Here is an 18,117-nt window from a genome sequence, read left to right as displayed (position 1 = left end):
CACATGTACAAGATCTTCTTCCGCCTGGTCTTCCGGCGGATGGACCCCGAGCACGCCCACCACCTGGCGTTCCGCTGGATCCGGCTGGCCGCCCGCGTCCCCGTGCTGCGCACCTTCGTCGCCGCCGCCCTCGCGCCCCTCCACAAGGAACTGCGCACCGAGGCCTTCGGGCTGCGCATGCACGGCCCCTTCGGGCTCGCCGCCGGCTTCGACAAGAACGCCGTCGCCGTCGACGGCATGTCGATGCTGGGCTTCGACCACGTCGAGATCGGCACGGTCACCGGCGAGCCGCAGCCCGGCAACCCCAGGAAGCGGCTCTTCCGGCTGGTCGAGGACCGCGCGCTGATCAATCGCATGGGCTTCAACAACGACGGCTCGCTCGCCGTCGCGGCCCGCCTGGCCACCCGCGAGCCGGTCTTCCGGACCGTCGTCGGCGTCAACATCGGCAAGACCAAGGTCGTCCCGGAGGCGGAGGCCGTCGCCGACTACGTGAAGTCCGCCGAGCGCCTCGCGCCCTACGCCGACTACCTCGTCGTCAACGTCTCCTCGCCCAACACGCCCGGCCTGCGCAATCTCCAGGCGGTGGACCACCTGCGCCCGCTGCTGACCGCCGTGCGCGAGGCCGCCGACCGCACGGTCGCCCACCGGCGCGTCCCGCTGCTGGTGAAGATCGCGCCGGACCTCGCCGACGAGGACGTCGACGCCGTCGCCGACCTGGCCGTCGAACTCGGCCTGGACGGCATCATCGCGACCAACACCACCATCGCGCGCGAGGGCCTCGGCCTGCGCTCCGGTCCCGCCCTCACCGGGGAGACCGGCGGCCTGTCCGGCGCCCCGCTCAAGGCACGCTCCCTGGAGGTCCTGCGCCGCCTGTACGCCCGCGTGGGCGACCGGATCACCCTGGTGGGCGTCGGGGGCGTGGAGACCGCCGAGGACGCCTGGCAGCGCATCCTGGCCGGTGCCACGCTGGTCCAGGGCTACAGCGCCTTCGTCTACGAGGGCCCGTTCTGGTGCCGCGCCGTCCACAAGGGCCTCGCCGCCCGCCTGCGCTCCAGCCCGTACGCCACCCTCGCCGACGCGGTCGGCGCCGACGTGAGGAAGTCCGCATGAGCCCCTCGGAGCCCTTCGGCGCCCGGCTGCGCCGCGCCATGGACGAGCGCGGCCCGCTCTGCGTCGGTATCGACCCGCACGCCTCCCTGCTGGCCGAGTGGGGCCTGTCGGACGACGTCGCCGGCCTGGAGCGGTTCAGCCGTACGGTCGTCGAGGCCCTGGCCGGCCGGGTGGCCGTCCTGAAGCCGCAGAGCGCCTTCTTCGAACGGTTCGGCTCGCGCGGCCTCGCCGTCCTGGAGAGGTCGGTGCGGGAGGCGCGCGCGGCCGGCGCCCTGGTCGTGATGGACGCCAAGCGCGGCGACATCGGCTCGACCATGGCCGCCTACGCCGAGGCGTTCCTGCGCGAGGGCGCCCCGCTGTTCTCCGACGCCCTGACCGTCTCGCCGTACCTCGGCTACGGCTCGCTCGGCCCGGCGGTCGCGCTGGCCCGGGAGAGCGGCACCGGCCTGTTCGTGCTGGCGCTGACCTCGAACCCGGAGGGCGGCGAGGTGCAGCACGCGGTGCGCGCCGACGGCCGGACCGTCGGGGCGACCGTGCTGGCCCACCTGGCGGCCGAGAACGCGGGGGAGGAGCCGCTGGGCTCCTTCGGCGCGGTCGTCGGCGCCACCCTCGGCGACCTGTCCTCCTACGCGCTCGACATCGGCGGCCCGCTCCTCGCGCCCGGCATCGGCGCCCAGGGCGCGACCCCGGCCGACCTCCCCCGCGTCTTCGGGGCGGCCGTGCGCAACGTGGTGCCGAACGTCAGCCGGGGTGTTCTGCGTCACGGTCCCGACGTCAGCGCGCTGCGCGGGGCCGCCGAGCGGGTCGCGGAGGAGATCCGGGCGGCCGTCGGCGGCGCCTGAACCCCCGGTCGCGTGCTCGGCTGAGCGCGGTCGCGTCGACATGAGTGTGAATACATCGGCAAATCCAGGGCAATATGTCGGAAATGTCCGACCTGACGGAGGCTGACCAGGACTTTTCCGCTGTTCTCGCTGACTCTGGGGGAGTAGCCCGCTAGTCTCCGAGCAGAGTGAACGGGCGAAGCGTGTTGCTCGTAGCTCGTCAGGTGTGGGGCGACTAGGTTCCTCACCGGTCCGTATCCGACAGTTCGACATCCGAGGTGACGTAGGCGTGGCTCTTCCGCCCCTTACCCCTGAACAGCGCGCAGCCGCGCTCGAAAAGGCCGCCGCGGCTCGCCGGGAGCGGGCCGAGGTCAAGAATCGACTCAAGCACTCCGGTGCCTCGCTGCACGAGGTCATCAAGCAGGGCCAGGAGAACGACGTCATCGGCAAGATGAAGGTCTCCGCGCTGCTGGAGTCCCTGCCCGGCGTGGGCAAGGTCCGCGCCAAGCAGATCATGGAGCGTCTGGGCATCTCCGAGAGCCGCCGCGTGCGGGGTCTCGGTTCCAACCAGATCGCCTCCCTGGAGCGTGAGTTCGGCAGCACCGGCTCCTGAGTCCGCCTCCCGACGGACAGGGAGTCCCGGGCACTCCGGGATTGCTGGATAATCGCTGCATGGCAGTAACACTCCGGGGGACGTCCCCCGAACCCCCGGACGCACGTCCGCGGCTGACCGTGCTCTCCGGCCCCTCGGGGGTCGGCAAGAGCACGGTCGTCGCCCATATGCGCAAGGAACACCCCGACGTCTGGCTCTCGGTGTCGGCGACCACCCGCAAGCCGCGCCCCGGCGAGCAGCACGGTGTCCACTACTTCTTCGTCACGGACGACGAGATGGACAAGCTGATCGCCAACGGTGAGCTGCTGGAGTGGGCGGAGTTCGCGGGCAACCGCTACGGCACGCCCCGCGCGGCCGTGCAGGAGCGGCTGGAGAACGGCGAGCCCGTCCTGCTGGAGATCGACCTCCAGGGCGCCCGCCAGGTCCGCGAGTCGCTGGCCGACTCCCAGCTGGTGTTCCTGGCACCGCCCTCCTGGGAGGAACTGGTGCGCAGGCTCACCGGCCGGGGCACCGAGCCGCCCGAGGTCATCGAGCGCCGCCTGGCCGCGGCCAGGACCGAGCTGGCGGCCGAGCCGGAGTTCGACGTCACCCTGGTCAACACCTCCGTCGAGGACGTGGCGCGCGAGCTGCTAGCCTTGATGGACATTGTGTGATCGTGACTGTGATCACGATGACTGATTCTTTCCCATCCATCGGAAGGTAGAGCGTGTCCTCTTCCATCACCGCGCCCGAGGGCATCATCAACCCGCCGATCGACGAGCTCCTCGAGGCCACCGACTCGAAGTACAGCCTCGTGATCTACGCGGCGAAGCGTGCGCGCCAGATCAACGCTTACTACTCGCAGCTCGGCGAGGGCCTCCTCGAGTACGTCGGTCCGCTCGTCGACACCCACGTGCACGAGAAGCCGCTCTCGATCGCCCTGCGCGAGATCAACGCGGGTCTGCTGACCTCCGAGGCCATCGAGGGCCCGGCGCAGTAATCTCGTCACACCGCGACCGACTTGTCCACAGGCCCGGCAGTCACGCTGCCGGGCCTGTGGTGTGTCATGGAGTCGGTCGTACGTTTTCGAGTCCGGGAGACACGGTGGACAAGCCGAGGGTCGTGCTGGGAGTCAGCGGTGGCATCGCCGCCTACAAGGCCTGTGAGCTGCTGAGGAGGTTCACGGAGTCGGGCCACGACGTCCGCGTGGTGCCCACGGCCTCCGCGCTGCACTTCGTCGGCGCCGCCACCTGGTCGGCCCTGTCCGGCAAGCCCGTCTCGCCCGAGGTCTGGGACGACGTGCACGAGGTCCCGCACGTCCGCATCGGCCAGCACGCCGACCTGGTGGTCGTCGCGCCGGCCACCGCCGACATGCTCGCCAAGGCGGCCCACGGCCTCGCCGACGACCTGCTGACCAATACGCTGCTCACCGCCCGCTGTCCGGTCGTGTTCGCCCCGGCCATGCACACCGAGATGTGGGAGCACCCGGCCACCCGGGAGAACGTGGCCACGCTGCGCCGCCGCGGCGCCGTGGTCGTCGAGCCCGCCGTCGGCCGTCTCACCGGCGTCGACACCGGCAAGGGCCGGCTGCCCGACCCGGCGGAGATCTTCGAGGTCTGCCGGCGGGTGCTGGCCCGCGGTGTCACCGGGACCGACCTGCGGGGGCGGCACGTCGTCGTCTCCGCGGGCGGCACCCGTGAGCCCCTCGACCCGGTCCGCTTCCTCGGCAACCGCTCCTCCGGCAAGCAGGGCTACGCCCTCGCCCGCACGGCCGCGGCGCGCGGCGCCCGAGTGACCCTGGTCGCGGCCGAGACCGGCCTGCCCGACCCGGCGGGCGTGGACGTCGTCCCGGTGGGCACGGCCGTCCAGCTGCGCGAGGCCGTCCTGAAGGCCGCGGCGGACGCCGACGCGGTGGTCATGGCCGCCGCCGTCGCGGACTTCCGGCCGGCCGTCTACGCCACCGGCAAGATCAAGAAGAAGGACGGCCAGGAGCCCGATCCGGTCGTGCTGGTGCGTAATCCGGACATTCTCGCGGAGATCTCCGCCGACCGCGCCCGGCCCGGACAGGTGGTCGTCGGTTTCGCCGCCGAGACCGACGACGTCCTCGCCAACGGCCGCACGAAGCTCGCCCGCAAGGGGTGCGACCTGCTCGTGGTAAACGAGGTGGGGGAACGCAAGACCTTCGGTTCCGAGGAGAACGAGGCCGTCGTACTGGGCGCGGACGGCAGTGAGACGCCGGTGCCGCACGGACCCAAGGAGGCCCTGGCCGACGTGGTCTGGGACCTGGTCGCCCAGCGGCTGGGCTGACCCGCCGGGCGGCCCCCGGCCGGGCCTCCGCCCGGGTGAACGGCGCGTCCCGCGGCGGTCCGGCCGGGTGTGGCGGCTCTGGTCACACCGGCCGTGATTGTGCAGAATGCCTGTGCCGCAGGTCACAACGGCTCCGAGTAGCGAGACGGTGGCCCGTCGGACGAGTGCGACCGATAAACTGTTCACGGTCGACCGGGCGCAGCCCTGTGTCGACCGCAAATGATCAGCCAGCAGCCGCTGCAACCACAGGGAGCGTTGTGTCCCGTCGCCTGTTCACCTCGGAGTCCGTGACCGAGGGTCACCCCGACAAGATCGCTGACCAGATCAGCGACACCATTCTCGACGCGCTCCTGCGTGAGGACCCGACCTCCCGGGTCGCCGTCGAGACCCTGATCACCACCGGCCTGGTCCACGTGGCCGGCGAGGTGACGACCAAGGCCTACGCGGACATCGCGACCCTCGTCCGCGGCAAGATCCTGGACATCGGCTACGACTCCTCCAAGAAGGGCTTCGACGGCGCCTCCTGCGGAGTCTCCGTGTCCATCGGCGCGCAGTCCCCGGACATCGCGCAGGGTGTCGACGCGGCTTACGAGGCCCGGGTCGAGGGTGCCGCCGCGGGCCGGGAGACGGACGAGCTGGACCGGCAGGGCGCCGGCGACCAGGGCCTGATGTTCGGCTACGCCTCCGACGAGACGCCGACCCTGATGCCCCTCCCGATCTTCCTGGCGCACCGCCTGTCCAAGCGGCTCTCGGACGTCCGCAAGAACGGCACCATCCCCTACCTGCGCCCCGACGGCAAGACGCAGGTCACCATCGAGTACGACGGCGACAAGGCCGTCCGCCTCGACACGGTCGTCGTCTCCTCCCAGCACGCCTCCGACATCGACCTGGAGTCGCTGCTCACCCCCGACATCCGCGAGTTCGTCGTGGAGCCGGAGCTGAAGGCGCTCCTGGACGAGGGCATCAAGCTGGACACCGAGGGCTACCGCCTGCTGGTCAACCCGACCGGCCGCTTCGAGATCGGCGGCCCGATGGGCGACGCCGGCCTCACCGGCCGCAAGATCATCATCGACACCTATGGCGGCATGGCCCGGCACGGCGGCGGTGCCTTCTCCGGCAAGGACCCGTCCAAGGTGGACCGCTCGGCCGCCTACGCCATGCGCTGGGTCGCCAAGAACGTCGTGGCGGCCGGCCTGGCCTCCCGCTGCGAGGTCCAGGTCGCCTACGCGATCGGCAAGGCCGAGCCCGTCGGTCTCTTCGTGGAGACCTTCGGCACCCACACGGTCGACACGGAGAAGATCGAGAAGGCCATCGACGAGGTCTTCGACCTCCGCCCGGCCGCGATCATCCGTGACCTCGACCTGCTGCGCCCGATCTACTCCCAGACGGCCGCCTACGGTCACTTCGGCCGTGAGCTGCCCGACTTCACCTGGGAGCGCACGGACCGCGTGGACGCCCTGCGCGCCGCCGCGGGCCTGTAACCACCGCCCGCACCGCTCTCACCGAGGCCCGGCACCCCGCACGGGGGGCCGGGCCCCGGCGTCTGCCGGGACGCCCGGCGGGGGCCTTCGGGACGCGCGCGTACCGGGCGCGGTGGCCGGGGCCGGGCGGCGTTGTCAGTGGCGTTTGGTAAGAATGCAAGCGTGAGCAGCGAGAACGGGCCGGGGGACGGCGGGGCCGAGGGGCCGCCGCCGGAACAGCTCGCGCTCATCCGGGAGAGCGTACGCCGGGCGAAGGTACCGCGGGCCAAGCCCCGGACCTGGCGGGGAGCCGCGCTCGCCGAGCACCTGCCCGTGGCCCGGGTGCTGGTCGACAAGGGCGTGCTCCACCTCGACCGGTACTTCGACTACGCCGTCCCCGCCGACCTGGACGCGCAGGCGCAGCCCGGAGTGCGGGTGCGGGTGCGGTTCGGGGCCGGCCGCCACCGGGTGCGCGAGGGACGCCGGGAGGGCGGCGGGCTCGTCGACGGCTTCCTCGTCGAGCGGCGGGCCGAGTCCGACTACTCCGGCCCCCTGGCAGCCCTCGCCCAGGTCGTGTCACCGGAGCCGGTGCTCGGCGAGGAGCTGCTCGGCCTGGCGCGGGCCGTCGCCGACCGCTACGCGGGCAGCCTCGCCGACGTGCTCCAGCTCGCCGTGCCACCGCGCAACGCCCGTGCCGAACAGCGTTCCTCCCCGCCCCCGCTGGCGCCGCCCCCGCCCCCGGACGCCGGCCCCTGGGAGAGGTACGAGCACGGCGCCGCCTTCCTCGGCGCCCTGGCCTCGGGCGGAGCACCCCGGGCCGTGTGGAACGCGCTGCCGGGACCGCTGTGGAGCGAGGAACTGGCCCGGGCCGTCGCCGCCACGCTGGCCTCGGGACGCGGCGCCCTGGTCGTCGTACCCGACGGACGGGCCGCCGCCCGGGTGGACGCCGCGCTGACCGCACTGCTCGGCCCCGGCCGGCACGCGCTGCTCACCGCCGACGCCGGACCGGAGAAGCGGTACGCGCAGTGGCTGGCGGTGCGGCGGGGATCGGTGCGCGCGGTCGTCGGCACCCGGGCCGCGATGTTCGCGCCGGTCACGGACCTGGGGCTGGTCGCCGTCTGGGACGACGGGGACGACAGCCACAGCGAGCAGCACGCCCCGCAGCCGCACACCCGGGACGTGCTGCTGCTGCGCGCCGCGCTCGACCGCTGCGCCTTCCTGCTGGGGAGCTGGAGCTGCACCGTGGAGGCCGCCCAGCTCGTCGAGACCGGCTGGGCCCGGCCGCTGGCCGCCGGCCGGGAGCAGGTGCGGCGCGCCGCCCCGCTGGTCCGCACGGTCGGTGACGGCGACCTCGCCCGCGACGGGGCGGCCCGCGCCGCCCGGCTGCCGAGCCTCGCCTGGCAGGCGGCCCGCGAGGGGCTGCGGCACGGTCCGGTCCTCGTGCAGGTGCCCCGGCGGGGATACGCGCCCCGCATGGCCTGCGACCGGTGCCGCGAGCCGGCCCGGTGCCGGCACTGCTCGGGACCGCTGGAGGGGCAGGACGGCGGTGTCCTGCGCTGCGGCTGGTGCGGGCGCGAGGAGAGCGCCTGGCACTGCCCGGAGTGCGGCGGCTTCCGGCTCCGCGCCCAGGTGGTGGGCGCCCGGCGCACCGCCGAGGAGCTGGGGCGGGCCTTCCCCGCCGTACCGGTGCGCACCTCGGGGCGCGAGCACGTGCTGGACACCGTGCCCGGCACCCCCGCGCTGGTCGTCAGCACGCCCGGCGCCGAACCGGTCGCCGAGGGCGGTTACGCGGCGGCCCTGCTGCTGGACGGCTGGGCCATGCTCGGACGGCCCGACCTGCGCGCCGGTGAGGACGGGCTGCGCCGCTGGATCGCGGCCGCCGCCCTGGTGCGGCCCCAGCCGGAGGGGGGCACGGTGGTCGTGGTGGCCGAGCCGACCCTGCGCCCGGTGCAGGCCCTGGTGCGCTGGGACCCCGTCGGACACGCCGTGCGGGAGCTGGCCGAGCGGGCCGAGCTGGGGTTCCCGCCGGTGTCCCGGATGGCGGCCGTGTCCGGGACGCCCGCGGCCGTCGCCGACTTCCTGGGGGCGGTCGCGCTGCCGGCCGACGCCGAGGTGCTGGGACCGGTTCCGCTGCCGCCCGTGCCGCCGGGCCGTCCCCGCAGACCCGGTGCTCCGCCGCCCGGTGAGCACTGGGAGCGGGCGCTGGTCCGGGTGCCGCCGGGCAGCGGCGCCGCGCTGGCCACCGCCCTGAAGACCGCCCAGGCCGCCCGCACGGCCCGGGGGAGCGAGGAGCCGGTGCGGGTGCGGATCGATCCGCCGGACATCGGCTGACGGGGTCCGGCAGCGGGCCGCCCTCCCGGGCGAGCCCGGGAGGGCGGGGCGGGGCGTGGGCCGTCAGCCGTTGCGCGGGCCGGGGAAGGCCGTCGGACGGGCGTCCTCGCGCAGCGCCGGGCTGCCCGCGGTCGGCTGGGTGGGCATGGAGCGGGCCGCCGGCACCGTGGGCACCGGGGGCAGCCCCGGGGTGACGTCCAGCGCCCGGGCGCCGGCCGGTTCCGTCGCCCGCTCCGTCTCGGCGGCGGCCTGCGCGGCGGCGCGCCGGGCGCCGTAGCGCCGGTGCACCGCCTGCTTGGTGACCCCGAGCGCGGAACCCACCGCGTCCCACGAGAAGCCGAGCGAGCGGTCGAAGTCCACGGCGGCCGTGACCAGGGTTTCCACACTGTCCCGGAGCTCCTGGGCGAGGCGCACCGTCGGGGCGGGGGCCCGGCCGTAGACGACGAAGCCCGTGGAGGGGCCGGAGCGGCGCGGGCGGTAGACGTTGCCCAGCTGGGCGGTGAGCGTGCGCAGCGCGTCCACCTGCCGGCGGACCCGCTCGATGTCCCGCACCAGCAGGTGCAGGCTGGCCCGGGCCTGGGCGTCGTGGGTTGCATGGTCGGCCATGAACAAGCCTCTCGAACCGGCGTTGAAAGGGACCGGGCCGCGGAAAGGCCCGATGTGGTCAACTCTGTCTTGACCAACGCGCCGACGCTCCGCTGGTCACGGGCTGGGGGCGCGCGGAAATGCGCGTACGCCGCCCACCCGCCGCGCGCCGCCCGTGGTCATAGACTGGTGCGCCGCCCGCCCGACCCCCGCCCGAGAGGCCCGATCCCGCCCATGAAGCTCGTCTTCGCCGGTACCCCCGAGGTCGCCGTTCCCGCCCTGGACGCCCTGCTCGCCTCCGGGCGGCACGAGGTGGCCGCCGTCGTCACGCGGCCGGACGCGCCGGCCGGACGCGGACGCAGGCTGGTCGCGTCGCCCGTGGCCGAGCGGGCGGAGGAGGCCGGGATCGAGGTGCTCAAGCCGCTCAAGCCCCGGGACCCGGAGTTCCTGGCGCGGCTCGCGCAGATCGCGCCGGACTGCTGCCCGGTCGTCGCCTACGGCGCCCTGCTGCCCAGGGTCGCCCTGGACGTCCCGGCCCACGGCTGGGTCAACCTGCACTTCTCTCTGCTGCCCGCCTGGCGCGGGGCGGCGCCGGTGCAGCACGCCGTCATGGCGGGCGACGAGATCACCGGGGCGTCCACCTTCCTCATCGAGGAGGGACTCGACTCCGGGCCCGTCTACGGCACCGTGACCGAGGAGATCCGCCCCACCGACACCAGCGGCGACCTGCTCACCCGGCTCGCCTTCGCGGGCGCCGGGCTGCTGGCCGCGACCATGGACGGCATCGAGGACGGCACCCTGAAGGCCGTGCCGCAGCCCGCCGAGGGCATCACCGTCGCGCCGAAGATCACCGTCGAGGACGCCCGGGTGGACTGGGCGGCGCCGGCGCTGCGCGTCGACCGGGTCGTGCGCGGCTGCACCCCGGCGCCCGGCGCCTGGACCACCTTCCGCGGCGAGCGGCTCAAGCTCGTCCAGGTCGCGCCCGTGCCCGAGCGGACCGACCTCGCGCCGGGCGCGCTCGCCGCCGGCAAGAACAGCGTGCACGTGGGCACCGGTTCGTACGCCGTGGAGCTGCTGTGGGTGCAGGCCCAGGGCAAGAAGCCCATGCGGGCGGCCGACTGGGCGCGCGGGACGCGCATCGCGGAGGGCGAGGTGCTCGGCGGCTGACGCCCCGGACGGCGGCGGCGGGGCCCCGCCGACGTAGGCTGGGACCCGCATCCCCTTCATCACATCCGGAGCACCTTTTTCGTGAGCGAGCAGTCCCGGCGGCCCCGCGGGCCCGCCAAGCCCTACCGCCGTCCCCAGAAGGACCCCGTCCGCATCCTGGCCTTCGAGGCGTTGCGCGCGGTGGACGAGCGGGACGCGTACGCCAACCTCGTGCTGCCGCCGCTGCTGAGGAAGGCGCGCGACAAGGGCGACTTCGACGCCCGCGACGCCGCCCTCGCCACCGAGCTGGTGTACGGCACACTGCGCCGGCAGGGCACGTACGACGCGGTGATCGCCGCCTGCGTCGACCGGCCGCTGCGCGAGGTCGACCCGCCGGTGCTGGACGTCCTCAGCCTGGGCGCGCACCAACTGCTCGGCACCCGCATCCCGACGCACGCCGCGGTCTCCGCCTCCGTGGAGCTGGCCCGGGTGGTGCTCGGCGACGGGCGCGCCAAGTTCGTCAACGCCGTGCTCCGCAAGGTCGCGCAGGACGACCTCCAGGGGTGGACCGAGAAGGTGGCGCCGCCCTACGACGAGGACCCGGAGGACCACCTCGCCGTCGTGCACTCGCACCCGCGCTGGGTCGTGTCCGCGCTGTGGGACTCCCTCGGCGGCGGCCGGGCCGGCATCGAGGAGCTGCTCGCGGCGGACAACGAACGGCCCGAGGTGACGCTCGTCGCGCGGCCGGGGCGGTCGACGACCGAGGAACTGCTGCGGGAGGGCGCCGCCGAGCCCGGGCGCTGGTCGCCCTACGCCGTGCGGCTCGCCGAGGGCGGCGAGCCGGGCGCGGTCGAGGCCGTGCGCGAGGGGCGGGCCGGCGTGCAGGACGAGGGCAGCCAGCTGGTGGCCCTCGCGCTGGCGAACGCCCCGCTCGACGGGCCCGACGCGCGGTGGCTCGACGGCTGCGCCGGACCGGGCGGCAAGGCGGCACTGCTGGCCGCGCTCGCCGCCGAACGCGGGGCCACGCTGCTCGCCTCCGAGAAGCAGCCGCACCGGGCCGGGCTGGTGGCCCGGGCCCTGCACGGCAACCCCGGGCCGTACCAGGTCGTCACCGCCGACGGGACCCGGCCGCCGTGGCGGCCGGGCGTCTTCGACCGGGTGCTCGTGGACGTGCCGTGCACCGGGCTGGGCGCGCTGCGCCGGCGCCCGGAGGCCCGCTGGCGCCGGCGCCCCGAGGACCTGGACAGCTTCGGGCCGCTCCAGCGCGGACTGCTGCGGACGGCACTCGACTCGGTCCGCGTCGGCGGGATCGTCGGCTACGCCACCTGCTCCCCGCACCTGGCGGAGACCCGGGCGGTCGTCGCCGACGTGCTCAAGCAGCGGCCCGACACCGAGCTGGTCGACGCCCGGCCGCTGCTGCCCGGGCTCCCCGCGCTCGGCGACGGACCGGACGTACAGCTGTGGCCGCACCTGCACGGCACCGACGCGATGTACCTGGCGCTGATCCGCCGCACCGGCTGAGCCCGGCCGTAGCGGCGCCGTACCGGGCCCGGTGCGCCCCCGGACCGGCCCGGACCGGGGGCGCGGCCCGTCCCCGGGCGGCGGCGCGCCGTCGTACCGGTGCGATGAACGAACCAGCCTGTGGACGGTGGGGAACATCAGTGCCCCGGGCATGGCAGGCTTGGGGCATGGCCGCGCAGATCAATCCCAGCATCCTTTCCGCCGACTTCGCCCGCCTCGCGGAGGAGGCCGAGGCGGTGCGAGGCGCCGACTGGCTCCACGTCGACGTCATGGACAACCACTTCGTCCCGAACCTGACGCTCGGGGTGCCGGTGGTGGAGTCCCTGGCCCGTGCGACGGACACCCCGCTGGACTGCCACCTGATGATCGAGGACCCCGACCGCTGGGCGCCTCGGTACGTCGAGGCGGGGGCCTCCTCGGTCACCTTCCACGTCGAGGCCGCCGCCGCTCCCGTGCGGCTCGCCCGGGAGATCCGGGCCAAGGGCGCCCGCGCCTCCATGGCGCTCAAGCCGGCCACGCCGATCGAGCCCTACGAGGACCTGCTGCCGGAACTCGACATGCTCCTGATCATGACGGTCGAACCCGGCTTCGGCGGCCAGGCGTTCCTGGACATCATGCTGCCCAAGATCCGTCGCACCCGGGAGCTGATCGGCAAGCACGGCCTGGAGCTGTGGCTCCAGGTCGACGGCGGTGTCTCGGCCTCCACCATCGAGCGGTGCGCGGAGGCGGGAGCGGACGTGTTCGTCGCCGGCTCCGCCGTCTACGGTGCCGAGGACCCGGCAGCGGCCGTACACGCCCTGCGCACGCAGGCGGAGACGGCCACCGCCCAGGCGTCCTGGGCGTGCGACCACTGAGCCACAGCCAAGTGAACGCTTGAATGAACGCCGTCCATCAGGGCGGATCAGCAGCGCCGGATCTGCAAGGATGAACGGCGAATCCAGAGTGTGAACAGCAGTGAGGAGATCGCCGTGTCGGGTATGTCGGCGGGCCGGTCAGCCATGCGGATGGGACCCGCTGAGCTGGTGCAGGCGGCGGCCATGGCCCGCCGCTTCTACCTCGAGGGCAAGTCCAAGATCCAGATCGCGGAGGAGTTCGGCGTCAGCCGCTTCAAGGTGGCCCGGGTCCTGGAGACGGCCCTCGAACGGGATCTCGTGCGCATCGAGATCCGGGTGCCGGCCGAACTGGACGCCGAGCGCTCCGACGCGCTCCGCGCCCGCTACGGCCTCAGACACGCCGTGGTGGTGGAGTCCCCGGCCGACGCCGAGGAGACCCCCGACCCCGAGAACCTCGGGGAGGTCGCCGCAGACCTGCTCGGCGAACTCGTCGACGAGGGGGACGTGCTCGGGCTGGCGTGGGGCCGATCCACCATCAACATGGCCGCGGCCCTGGACCGGCTGCCGCCGTGCACGGTGGTGCAGCTGACCGGCGTGTACGACGCCGGGACCGCCGAGCGCGGCTCGGTCGAGGCCGTCCGCCGGGCCGCCCAGGTGTCGGGCGGCGACGCGCACCCCATCTACGCGCCCATGTTGCTGCCCGACGCGGCGACCGCGGTGGCGCTGCGCCACCAGACGGGGATCGCCCGGGCCTTCGAGTACTTCGACAAGGTCACGGTCGCCTGCGTCTCCATCGGCTCCTGGGAGCCGGGCATCTCGACCGTGCACGACATGCTCAGCGACGAGGAGCGCGCGCACTACGCCTCGCTCGGCGTCGCCGCCGAGATGTCCGCGCACCTCTTCGACGCCGAGGGGCGCCGGATCGGGCGCGACCTGGGGGAGCGGTGCATCACGGTCAAGGCCGACCAGCTCCGCCGCGTCCCCGAGGTCGTGGCTATCGCGGGCGGCCAGCGCAAGGCGGCGGCGATCGACGCGGTGCTCCGCTCCGGTCTGGTCACCAGCCTGGTGACCGACACGTCGGCCGCCGACTACCTGATGACCGCGGGACCCACGCCGAAGTCCGCGCTGAACCGTGCCGACCCCGACGGGCACTGACGGCACCGCCGGCGTCCGCGTCGGCGCCCCGCCGCCGGGCGTCCGGCGCGCGCCGGCGGTGCTGCTCGCCGCCCTGACGGGGCTGCTCCTCTGCCTCTCCGTCCTGCTGACGGGCTGCGCGTCCCCTGACGCGGCCCCGACGGACCCGGGCGCCTCCACCCGGCCCTCCACCCCGTCGTGGGCCGCGGGCATGGCCACCGTCCGTGCGTCCCGGCTCCCCGCCGAGGCCCGCCGGACGCTCGCCCTGATCGACCGGGGAGGCCCCTTCCCGTACGCCAGGGACGGAGCCGTCTTCGGCAACTTCGAGGGCCGCCTGCCGCGGCAGCGGCGCGGTCACTACCACGAGTACACCGTGCCCACGCCCGGCTCCCGCGACCGTGGCGCCCGGCGCATCGTCACCGGGCAGGACCGGGAGACGTACTACACCGATGACCACTACGAGTCGTTCCGGGCGGTGCTGAGATGACGGAAGACCTGGCCGGGCGGTACGCGGTCACCCTCGACCTGGACGGCGTCACGGACAAGGCGGCCCTCATGGACCGCGTCGCCCGGGCCCTGGACCTGCCCGACTGGTTCGGCCGGAACTGGGACGCGCTGGCCGACTCCCTCGCCGACCACGGCGTGTGGCCCGCGGGAGCCGTCGCCCGGGGGCTGCTGGTCGTGGTGCGGAACTGGCGGCCGTACGCCGAGACGGACCCCGGCGGGTGGCGGACCGCGCTGGACGTGTTCGCCGAGGCCGCCGACCGGACGCCGCGGCTCACCGTCGTCCTCGCCCTTGGAGGATCCTCCCAGGAGACCGCGCCCGGCCTGGACGTTCTGTGAGGGCGGCGCAGCGCTGACGTCGTGGGAGAATGAAGTACGTGCTCTTTCCCCCTGGCACACCTGTCCGGGGGCCACCTCTGATCGACTGGGATGTGCAGCACGTGCGTTTCCTCAATGACATCCAGCCCGCGTACGACCTGACGTACGACGACGTGTTCATGGTGCCGAGCCGCTCCGCGGTGGGCTCGCGTCAGGGCGTGGACCTCGCTTCGCCGGACGGCACGGGCACCACCATCCCGCTCGTCGTCGCCAACATGACCGCGATAGCCGGCCGCCGCATGGCCGAGACGATCGCCCGCCGGGGCGGCCTGGTGGTCATCCCGCAGGACATCCCCATCGACGTCGTCGCCGATGTCGTCTCCTGGGTGAAGAGCCGCCACCTGGTCCTCGACACCCCGATCGTGCTGGCCCCGCACCAGACCGTCGCCGATGCCCTGGCCCTGCTCCCCAAGCGCGCGCACAACGCCGGTGTCGTCGTGGACGAGAACCTGCGGCCCGTCGGTGTCGTCACCGACACGGACCTGTCCGGCGTGGACCGCTTCACGCAGCTCGAAGTGGTCATGTCCAAGGACCTGCTGCTGCTCGACGCGGACATCGACCCGCGCGAGGCCTTCAACCGGCTGGACGCGGCCAACCGCCGCTACGCCCCGGCCGTCGACACCGACGGCAGGCTCGCCGGCATCCTCACCCGCAAGGGCGCCCTGCGCGCCACCCTGTACACCCCCGCCGTGGACGCGAACGGCAGGCTGCGGATCGCCGCCGCCGTCGGCATCAACGGCGACGTGGCGGGCAAGGCCAAGCAGCTGCTCGACGCCGGCGTGGACACGCTCGTCATCGACACCGCGCACGGCCACCAGGAGTCGATGATCAGCGCCGTCCAGGTGGTGCGCGCACTCGACCCGCAGGTGCCGATCGTCGCCGGCAACATCGTCTCCGCCGAGGGCGTCAAGGACCTGATCGACGCGGGCGCGGACATCATCAAGGTCGGCGTCGGTCCCGGCGCCATGTGCACCACGCGGATGATGACCGGCGTGGGCCGGCCGCAGTTCTCCGCGGTCCTGGAGTGTGCCGCCGAGGCGAAGAAGTACGGCAAGCACGTGTGGGCCGACGGCGGGATCCGCCACCCGCGCGACGTCGCGATGGCACTCGCGGCCGGCGCGTCCAACGTGATGGTCGGCTCCTGGTTCGCCGGGACCTACGAGTCCCCCGGCGACCTCCAGCAGGACGCCGACGGCCGTCTGTACAAGGAGTCGTTCGGCATGGCCTCCGCACGCGCGGTGCGCAACCGCACGTCCGAGGAGTCCGCGTACGACCGCGCCCGCAAGGCGCTGTTCGAGGAGGGCATCTCCACCTCCCGCATGTACCTCGACCGGACCCGCCCGGGCGTCGAGGACCTGGTCGACTCGATCATCGCGGGTGTCCGCTCCTCCTGCACCTACGCCGGCGCCGCCTCCCTGGAGGAGTTCGCCGAGAAGGCCATCGTCGGCATCCAGAGCGCGGCCGGCTACGCCGAGGGCAAGCCGCTGCACGCCAGCTGGAGCTGACCTCCGCCGCCGATCCGACGGCCCCCGTTGTTCCCGCGCCCCGGGAGGAACGGGGGCCGTCGGCGTTCCCGGCCACCGGCCGCCGGGCCGCGCGGGTAGCCGCCCGCGGGACGGGGAAGTCGGTCATCCAGGGCGTCGTGCAACGCTCGGCAACGTGTGCGCAACGAATGGGCACTCCCAGCCGATAGACGCAATGATCGTCCGGGGATGCGCAAGGTTGCTGCATTACGCCCGTGAAGGCCTGCCTCGTAAGGTGCTGCGCTAGACGTGGTGTGGCGGGGACCCCGCTCGGTCGGTTCCTGCCCGCGCAGGTTCCCGCCGGTCCCCTCCCACGAGGGCCGGCGGTCATGCCGGCCCGCCTCGCAACCCCCGGCAGCGATAAGGAGCCAACCGCGTGCTCGATCAAGGCGCACCCCCGCAGAACCAGAAACCGGCCGCCCCCGCGTCCCCGGGCGTCGCCGCGCGCCTGATGCGTCGCAAGCCCGTGGAACGCCTGGTCGCGGAGGGCGGCCAGGGCGAGGGGGGCCAGCTCAGGCGCTCCCTCGGCCTATGGCAGCTGACCATGATCAGCATCGGCGCCACCCTCGGCACCGGCATCTTCGTCGTCCTCGGCCAGGCCGTCCCCAAGGCGGGCCCGGCCGTCACCGTCTCCTTCGTGATCGCCGGCGTCACCGCGCTGTTCTCGGCCCTGTCCTACGCCGAGCTGGCCGGCACCATCCCGGTCTCCGGCTCCTCGTACTCGTACGCATACGCAACGATGGGCGAGCTGATCGCCTGGGTGTGCGGCTGGTGTCTGCTCCTGGAGTACGGCGTCTCGGTCGCCGCCGTGGCCGTTGGCTGGGGCGAGTACCTCAACGAACTGCTCGACGGCGCCTTCGGTGTCACCATCCCGGACGCCCTGGCCAACCCGCCCGGTGTCCACGGCGGCGTGTTCAACCTGCCCGCCCTGATCGTGGTGCTCCTGGCGATGACGTTCCTGCTCGGCGGCGCCAAGGAGTCCGCGCGCGCCAACACCGTCATGGTGTGCGTGAAGATCGCCGCGCTCGTGATGTTCTGCGCGATCGGCTTCATGGGCTTCAAGTCCGGCAACTACTCCCACTTCATGCCGCTCGGCATGGGCGGCGTCAGCGCCGCCGGTGCCACGCTGTTCTTCTCCTACATCGGCTTCGACGCCGCCTCCACCGCCGGCGAGGAGGCCAAGGACGCCCAGCGCGACCTGCCCCGCGCCATCATGCTCTCGCTGGTCATCGTCACCGCCCTGTACGTGCTGGTCGCCGCCGTCGCGGTCGGCGCGAAGCCCTGGCGGACGTTCCAGGACTCCGAGGCCGCGCTCGCCCAGATCATGACGGACGTCACCGGCCAGAGCTTCTGGGGCACCCTGCTGGCCTTCTGCGCGGTCATCGCCATCGCCAGCGTCGTCCTGACCGTGCTGTACGGCCAGACCCGCATCCTCTTCGCGATGTCCCGTGACGGCCTGGTGCCCAAGGTGTTCGCCCGCGTCCACCGCGAGAGCGGCGTGCCGCGCGCCAACACGGTCATCGTGGCCCTGTTCTGCGGCGTCCTGGCCGCCGCCATCCCGCTGGGGCAGCTCGCGGACGCCACCAGCATCGGCACCCTGTTCGCCTTCGCCCTGGTGAACATCGCGGTCGTGGTGCTGCGCCGGACCCGGCCGAACATGAAGCGCACGTTCCGCGTCCCGCTGTCGTGGCTGCTGCCCGCGCTGGGCTTCCTCTGCTGCGTGTGGATGATGGGCAGCCTGTCCGCCGTCACGTGGGCCGTGTTCGGTGTCTGGATGGCTGTCGGGCTCGTGTTCTACTTCCTGTACGGCTACCGCCGTTCCCGTCTCGCGACCGACGAGGACCTCGCGGTGACGGCAGGAAAGTGACCGAA

At 73.6% G+C, this 18,117-nt stretch carries 17 protein-coding genes; 16 read left to right on the top strand and 1 reads right to left on the bottom strand.

The window, feature by feature from the left end; all coding sequences use genetic code 11:
• The first annotated feature begins 3 nt into the window (after positions 1–3).
• The 8 genes from ACIQVT_RS16660 to ACIQVT_RS16625 all read left to right on the top strand — a co-directional run bounded on the left by ACIQVT_RS16660 (position 4) and on the right by ACIQVT_RS16625 (position 8,621).
• Positions 4–1,110 (top strand): quinone-dependent dihydroorotate dehydrogenase, encoded by a 1,107-nt coding sequence (locus ACIQVT_RS16660; RefSeq protein ID WP_403753225.1) that lies wholly within the window; start codon positions 4–6, stop codon positions 1,108–1,110.
• The gene (pyrF, locus tag ACIQVT_RS16655; RefSeq protein WP_403753222.1) at positions 1,107–1,952 is read left to right on the top strand and encodes an orotidine-5'-phosphate decarboxylase; all 846 of its coding nucleotides are present in this window, start codon (positions 1,107–1,109) and stop codon (positions 1,950–1,952) included. The genes ACIQVT_RS16660 and pyrF overlap by 4 nt, the downstream gene beginning before the upstream one ends.
• A 268-nt stretch (positions 1,953–2,220) precedes the next feature.
• Positions 2,221–2,544, top strand: a complete 324-nt coding sequence (locus tag ACIQVT_RS16650) for an integration host factor (RefSeq protein WP_003977346.1) — start codon at positions 2,221–2,223, stop codon at positions 2,542–2,544.
• A 59-nt stretch (positions 2,545–2,603) separates the two neighbouring features.
• The gene (gmk, locus tag ACIQVT_RS16645) at positions 2,604–3,197 is read left to right on the top strand and encodes a guanylate kinase (RefSeq protein ID WP_403753219.1); all 594 of its coding nucleotides are present in this window, start codon (positions 2,604–2,606) and stop codon (positions 3,195–3,197) included.
• A gap of 53 nt (positions 3,198–3,250) precedes the next feature.
• Positions 3,251–3,523 carry a DNA-directed RNA polymerase subunit omega gene (rpoZ, locus tag ACIQVT_RS16640; protein ID WP_005319902.1) on the top strand — a complete coding sequence of 91 codons (273 nt, stop codon included), beginning with the start codon at positions 3,251–3,253 and terminating at the stop codon, positions 3,521–3,523.
• A gap of 104 nt (positions 3,524–3,627) precedes the next feature.
• Positions 3,628–4,830, top strand: a complete 1,203-nt coding sequence (coaBC, locus tag ACIQVT_RS16635) for a bifunctional phosphopantothenoylcysteine decarboxylase/phosphopantothenate--cysteine ligase CoaBC (RefSeq protein WP_403753215.1) — start codon at positions 3,628–3,630, stop codon at positions 4,828–4,830.
• 257 nt (positions 4,831–5,087) lie between these two features.
• A complete protein-coding gene (gene metK / locus ACIQVT_RS16630; RefSeq protein WP_403753212.1) occupies positions 5,088–6,311 on the top strand; it encodes a methionine adenosyltransferase in 1,224 nt (407 codons plus the stop codon).
• Between the two features lie 162 nt (positions 6,312–6,473).
• The gene (locus ACIQVT_RS16625; protein ID WP_403753208.1) at positions 6,474–8,621 is read left to right on the top strand and encodes a primosomal protein N'; all 2,148 of its coding nucleotides are present in this window, start codon (positions 6,474–6,476) and stop codon (positions 8,619–8,621) included.
• Between the two features lie 63 nt (positions 8,622–8,684).
• Here ACIQVT_RS16625 and ACIQVT_RS16620 read toward each other — a convergent pair whose 3' ends face one another.
• Positions 8,685–9,227 (bottom strand): hypothetical protein, encoded by a 543-nt coding sequence (locus ACIQVT_RS16620; RefSeq protein ID WP_403753205.1) that lies wholly within the window; start codon positions 9,225–9,227, stop codon positions 8,685–8,687.
• Between the two features lie 213 nt (positions 9,228–9,440).
• Here ACIQVT_RS16620 and fmt point away from each other — a divergent pair, with 213 nt between their 5' ends.
• The 8 genes from fmt (at position 9,441) to ACIQVT_RS16580 (ending at position 18,112) form a co-directional block, all read left to right on the top strand.
• Entirely contained in the window at positions 9,441–10,373 is a 933-nt protein-coding gene (fmt, locus tag ACIQVT_RS16615; protein ID WP_403753202.1) for a methionyl-tRNA formyltransferase, read from the top strand.
• An 81-nt stretch (positions 10,374–10,454) separates the two neighbouring features.
• Positions 10,455–11,873 (top strand): RsmB/NOP family class I SAM-dependent RNA methyltransferase, encoded by a 1,419-nt coding sequence (locus ACIQVT_RS16610; RefSeq protein ID WP_403753199.1) that lies wholly within the window; start codon positions 10,455–10,457, stop codon positions 11,871–11,873.
• 167 nt (positions 11,874–12,040) lie between these two features.
• Positions 12,041–12,727, top strand: coding sequence for a ribulose-phosphate 3-epimerase (rpe, locus tag ACIQVT_RS16605; RefSeq protein ID WP_403753196.1), 687 nt, complete (start codon positions 12,041–12,043; stop codon positions 12,725–12,727).
• Between the two features lie 90 nt (positions 12,728–12,817).
• Positions 12,818–13,861 (top strand): sugar-binding transcriptional regulator, encoded by a 1,044-nt coding sequence (locus ACIQVT_RS16600; protein ID WP_403753192.1) that lies wholly within the window; start codon positions 12,818–12,820, stop codon positions 13,859–13,861.
• A gap of 58 nt (positions 13,862–13,919) precedes the next feature.
• The gene (locus tag ACIQVT_RS16595) at positions 13,920–14,327 is read left to right on the top strand and encodes a ribonuclease domain-containing protein (RefSeq protein WP_403754079.1); all 408 of its coding nucleotides are present in this window, start codon (positions 13,920–13,922) and stop codon (positions 14,325–14,327) included.
• Complete coding sequence (locus ACIQVT_RS16590) at positions 14,324–14,683, top strand: barstar family protein (protein ID WP_403753189.1); 360 nt, start codon at positions 14,324–14,326, stop codon at positions 14,681–14,683. Before ACIQVT_RS16595 ends, ACIQVT_RS16590 begins: the two co-directional genes overlap by 4 nt.
• 101 nt (positions 14,684–14,784) lie before the next feature.
• Positions 14,785–16,227: a GuaB1 family IMP dehydrogenase-related protein gene (locus tag ACIQVT_RS16585; RefSeq protein ID WP_403753186.1), complete on the top strand. Its 1,443-nt coding sequence runs from the start codon at positions 14,785–14,787 to the stop codon at positions 16,225–16,227.
• Between the two features lie 394 nt (positions 16,228–16,621).
• A complete protein-coding gene (locus ACIQVT_RS16580; protein WP_403753183.1) occupies positions 16,622–18,112 on the top strand; it encodes an amino acid permease in 1,491 nt (496 codons plus the stop codon).
• The last annotated feature ends 5 nt before the right edge of the window (positions 18,113–18,117 follow it).

The sequence above is a fragment of the Streptomyces sp. NPDC100445 genome (assembly GCF_044759735.1).
In the GTDB taxonomy this organism is placed as follows: domain Bacteria; phylum Actinomycetota; class Actinomycetes; order Streptomycetales; family Streptomycetaceae; genus Streptomyces.
The sequence above is the reverse complement of the archived record's forward strand: the minus strand, read 5'-3'. Positions and strand labels throughout refer to the sequence as shown.

Excerpts from the sequence above, each read along its gene's own strand:
- fmt (WP_403753202.1), top strand. The coding sequence starts at position 9,441 with ATGAAGCTCGTCTTCGCCGGTACCCCCGAGGTCGCCGTTCCCGCCCTG.
- rpe (WP_403753196.1), top strand. The coding sequence starts at position 12,041 with ATGGCCGCGCAGATCAATCCCAGCATCCTTTCCGCCGACTTCGCCCGC.
- ACIQVT_RS16590 (WP_403753189.1), top strand. The coding sequence starts at position 14,324 with ATGACGGAAGACCTGGCCGGGCGGTACGCGGTCACCCTCGACCTGGAC.
- gmk (WP_403753219.1), top strand. The coding sequence starts at position 2,604 with ATGGCAGTAACACTCCGGGGGACGTCCCCCGAACCCCCGGACGCACGT.
- ACIQVT_RS16620 (WP_403753205.1), bottom strand. The coding sequence starts at position 9,227 with ATGGCCGACCATGCAACCCACGACGCCCAGGCCCGGGCCAGCCTGCAC.
- ACIQVT_RS16660 (WP_403753225.1), top strand. The coding sequence starts at position 4 with ATGTACAAGATCTTCTTCCGCCTGGTCTTCCGGCGGATGGACCCCGAG.
- pyrF (WP_403753222.1), top strand. The coding sequence starts at position 1,107 with ATGAGCCCCTCGGAGCCCTTCGGCGCCCGGCTGCGCCGCGCCATGGAC.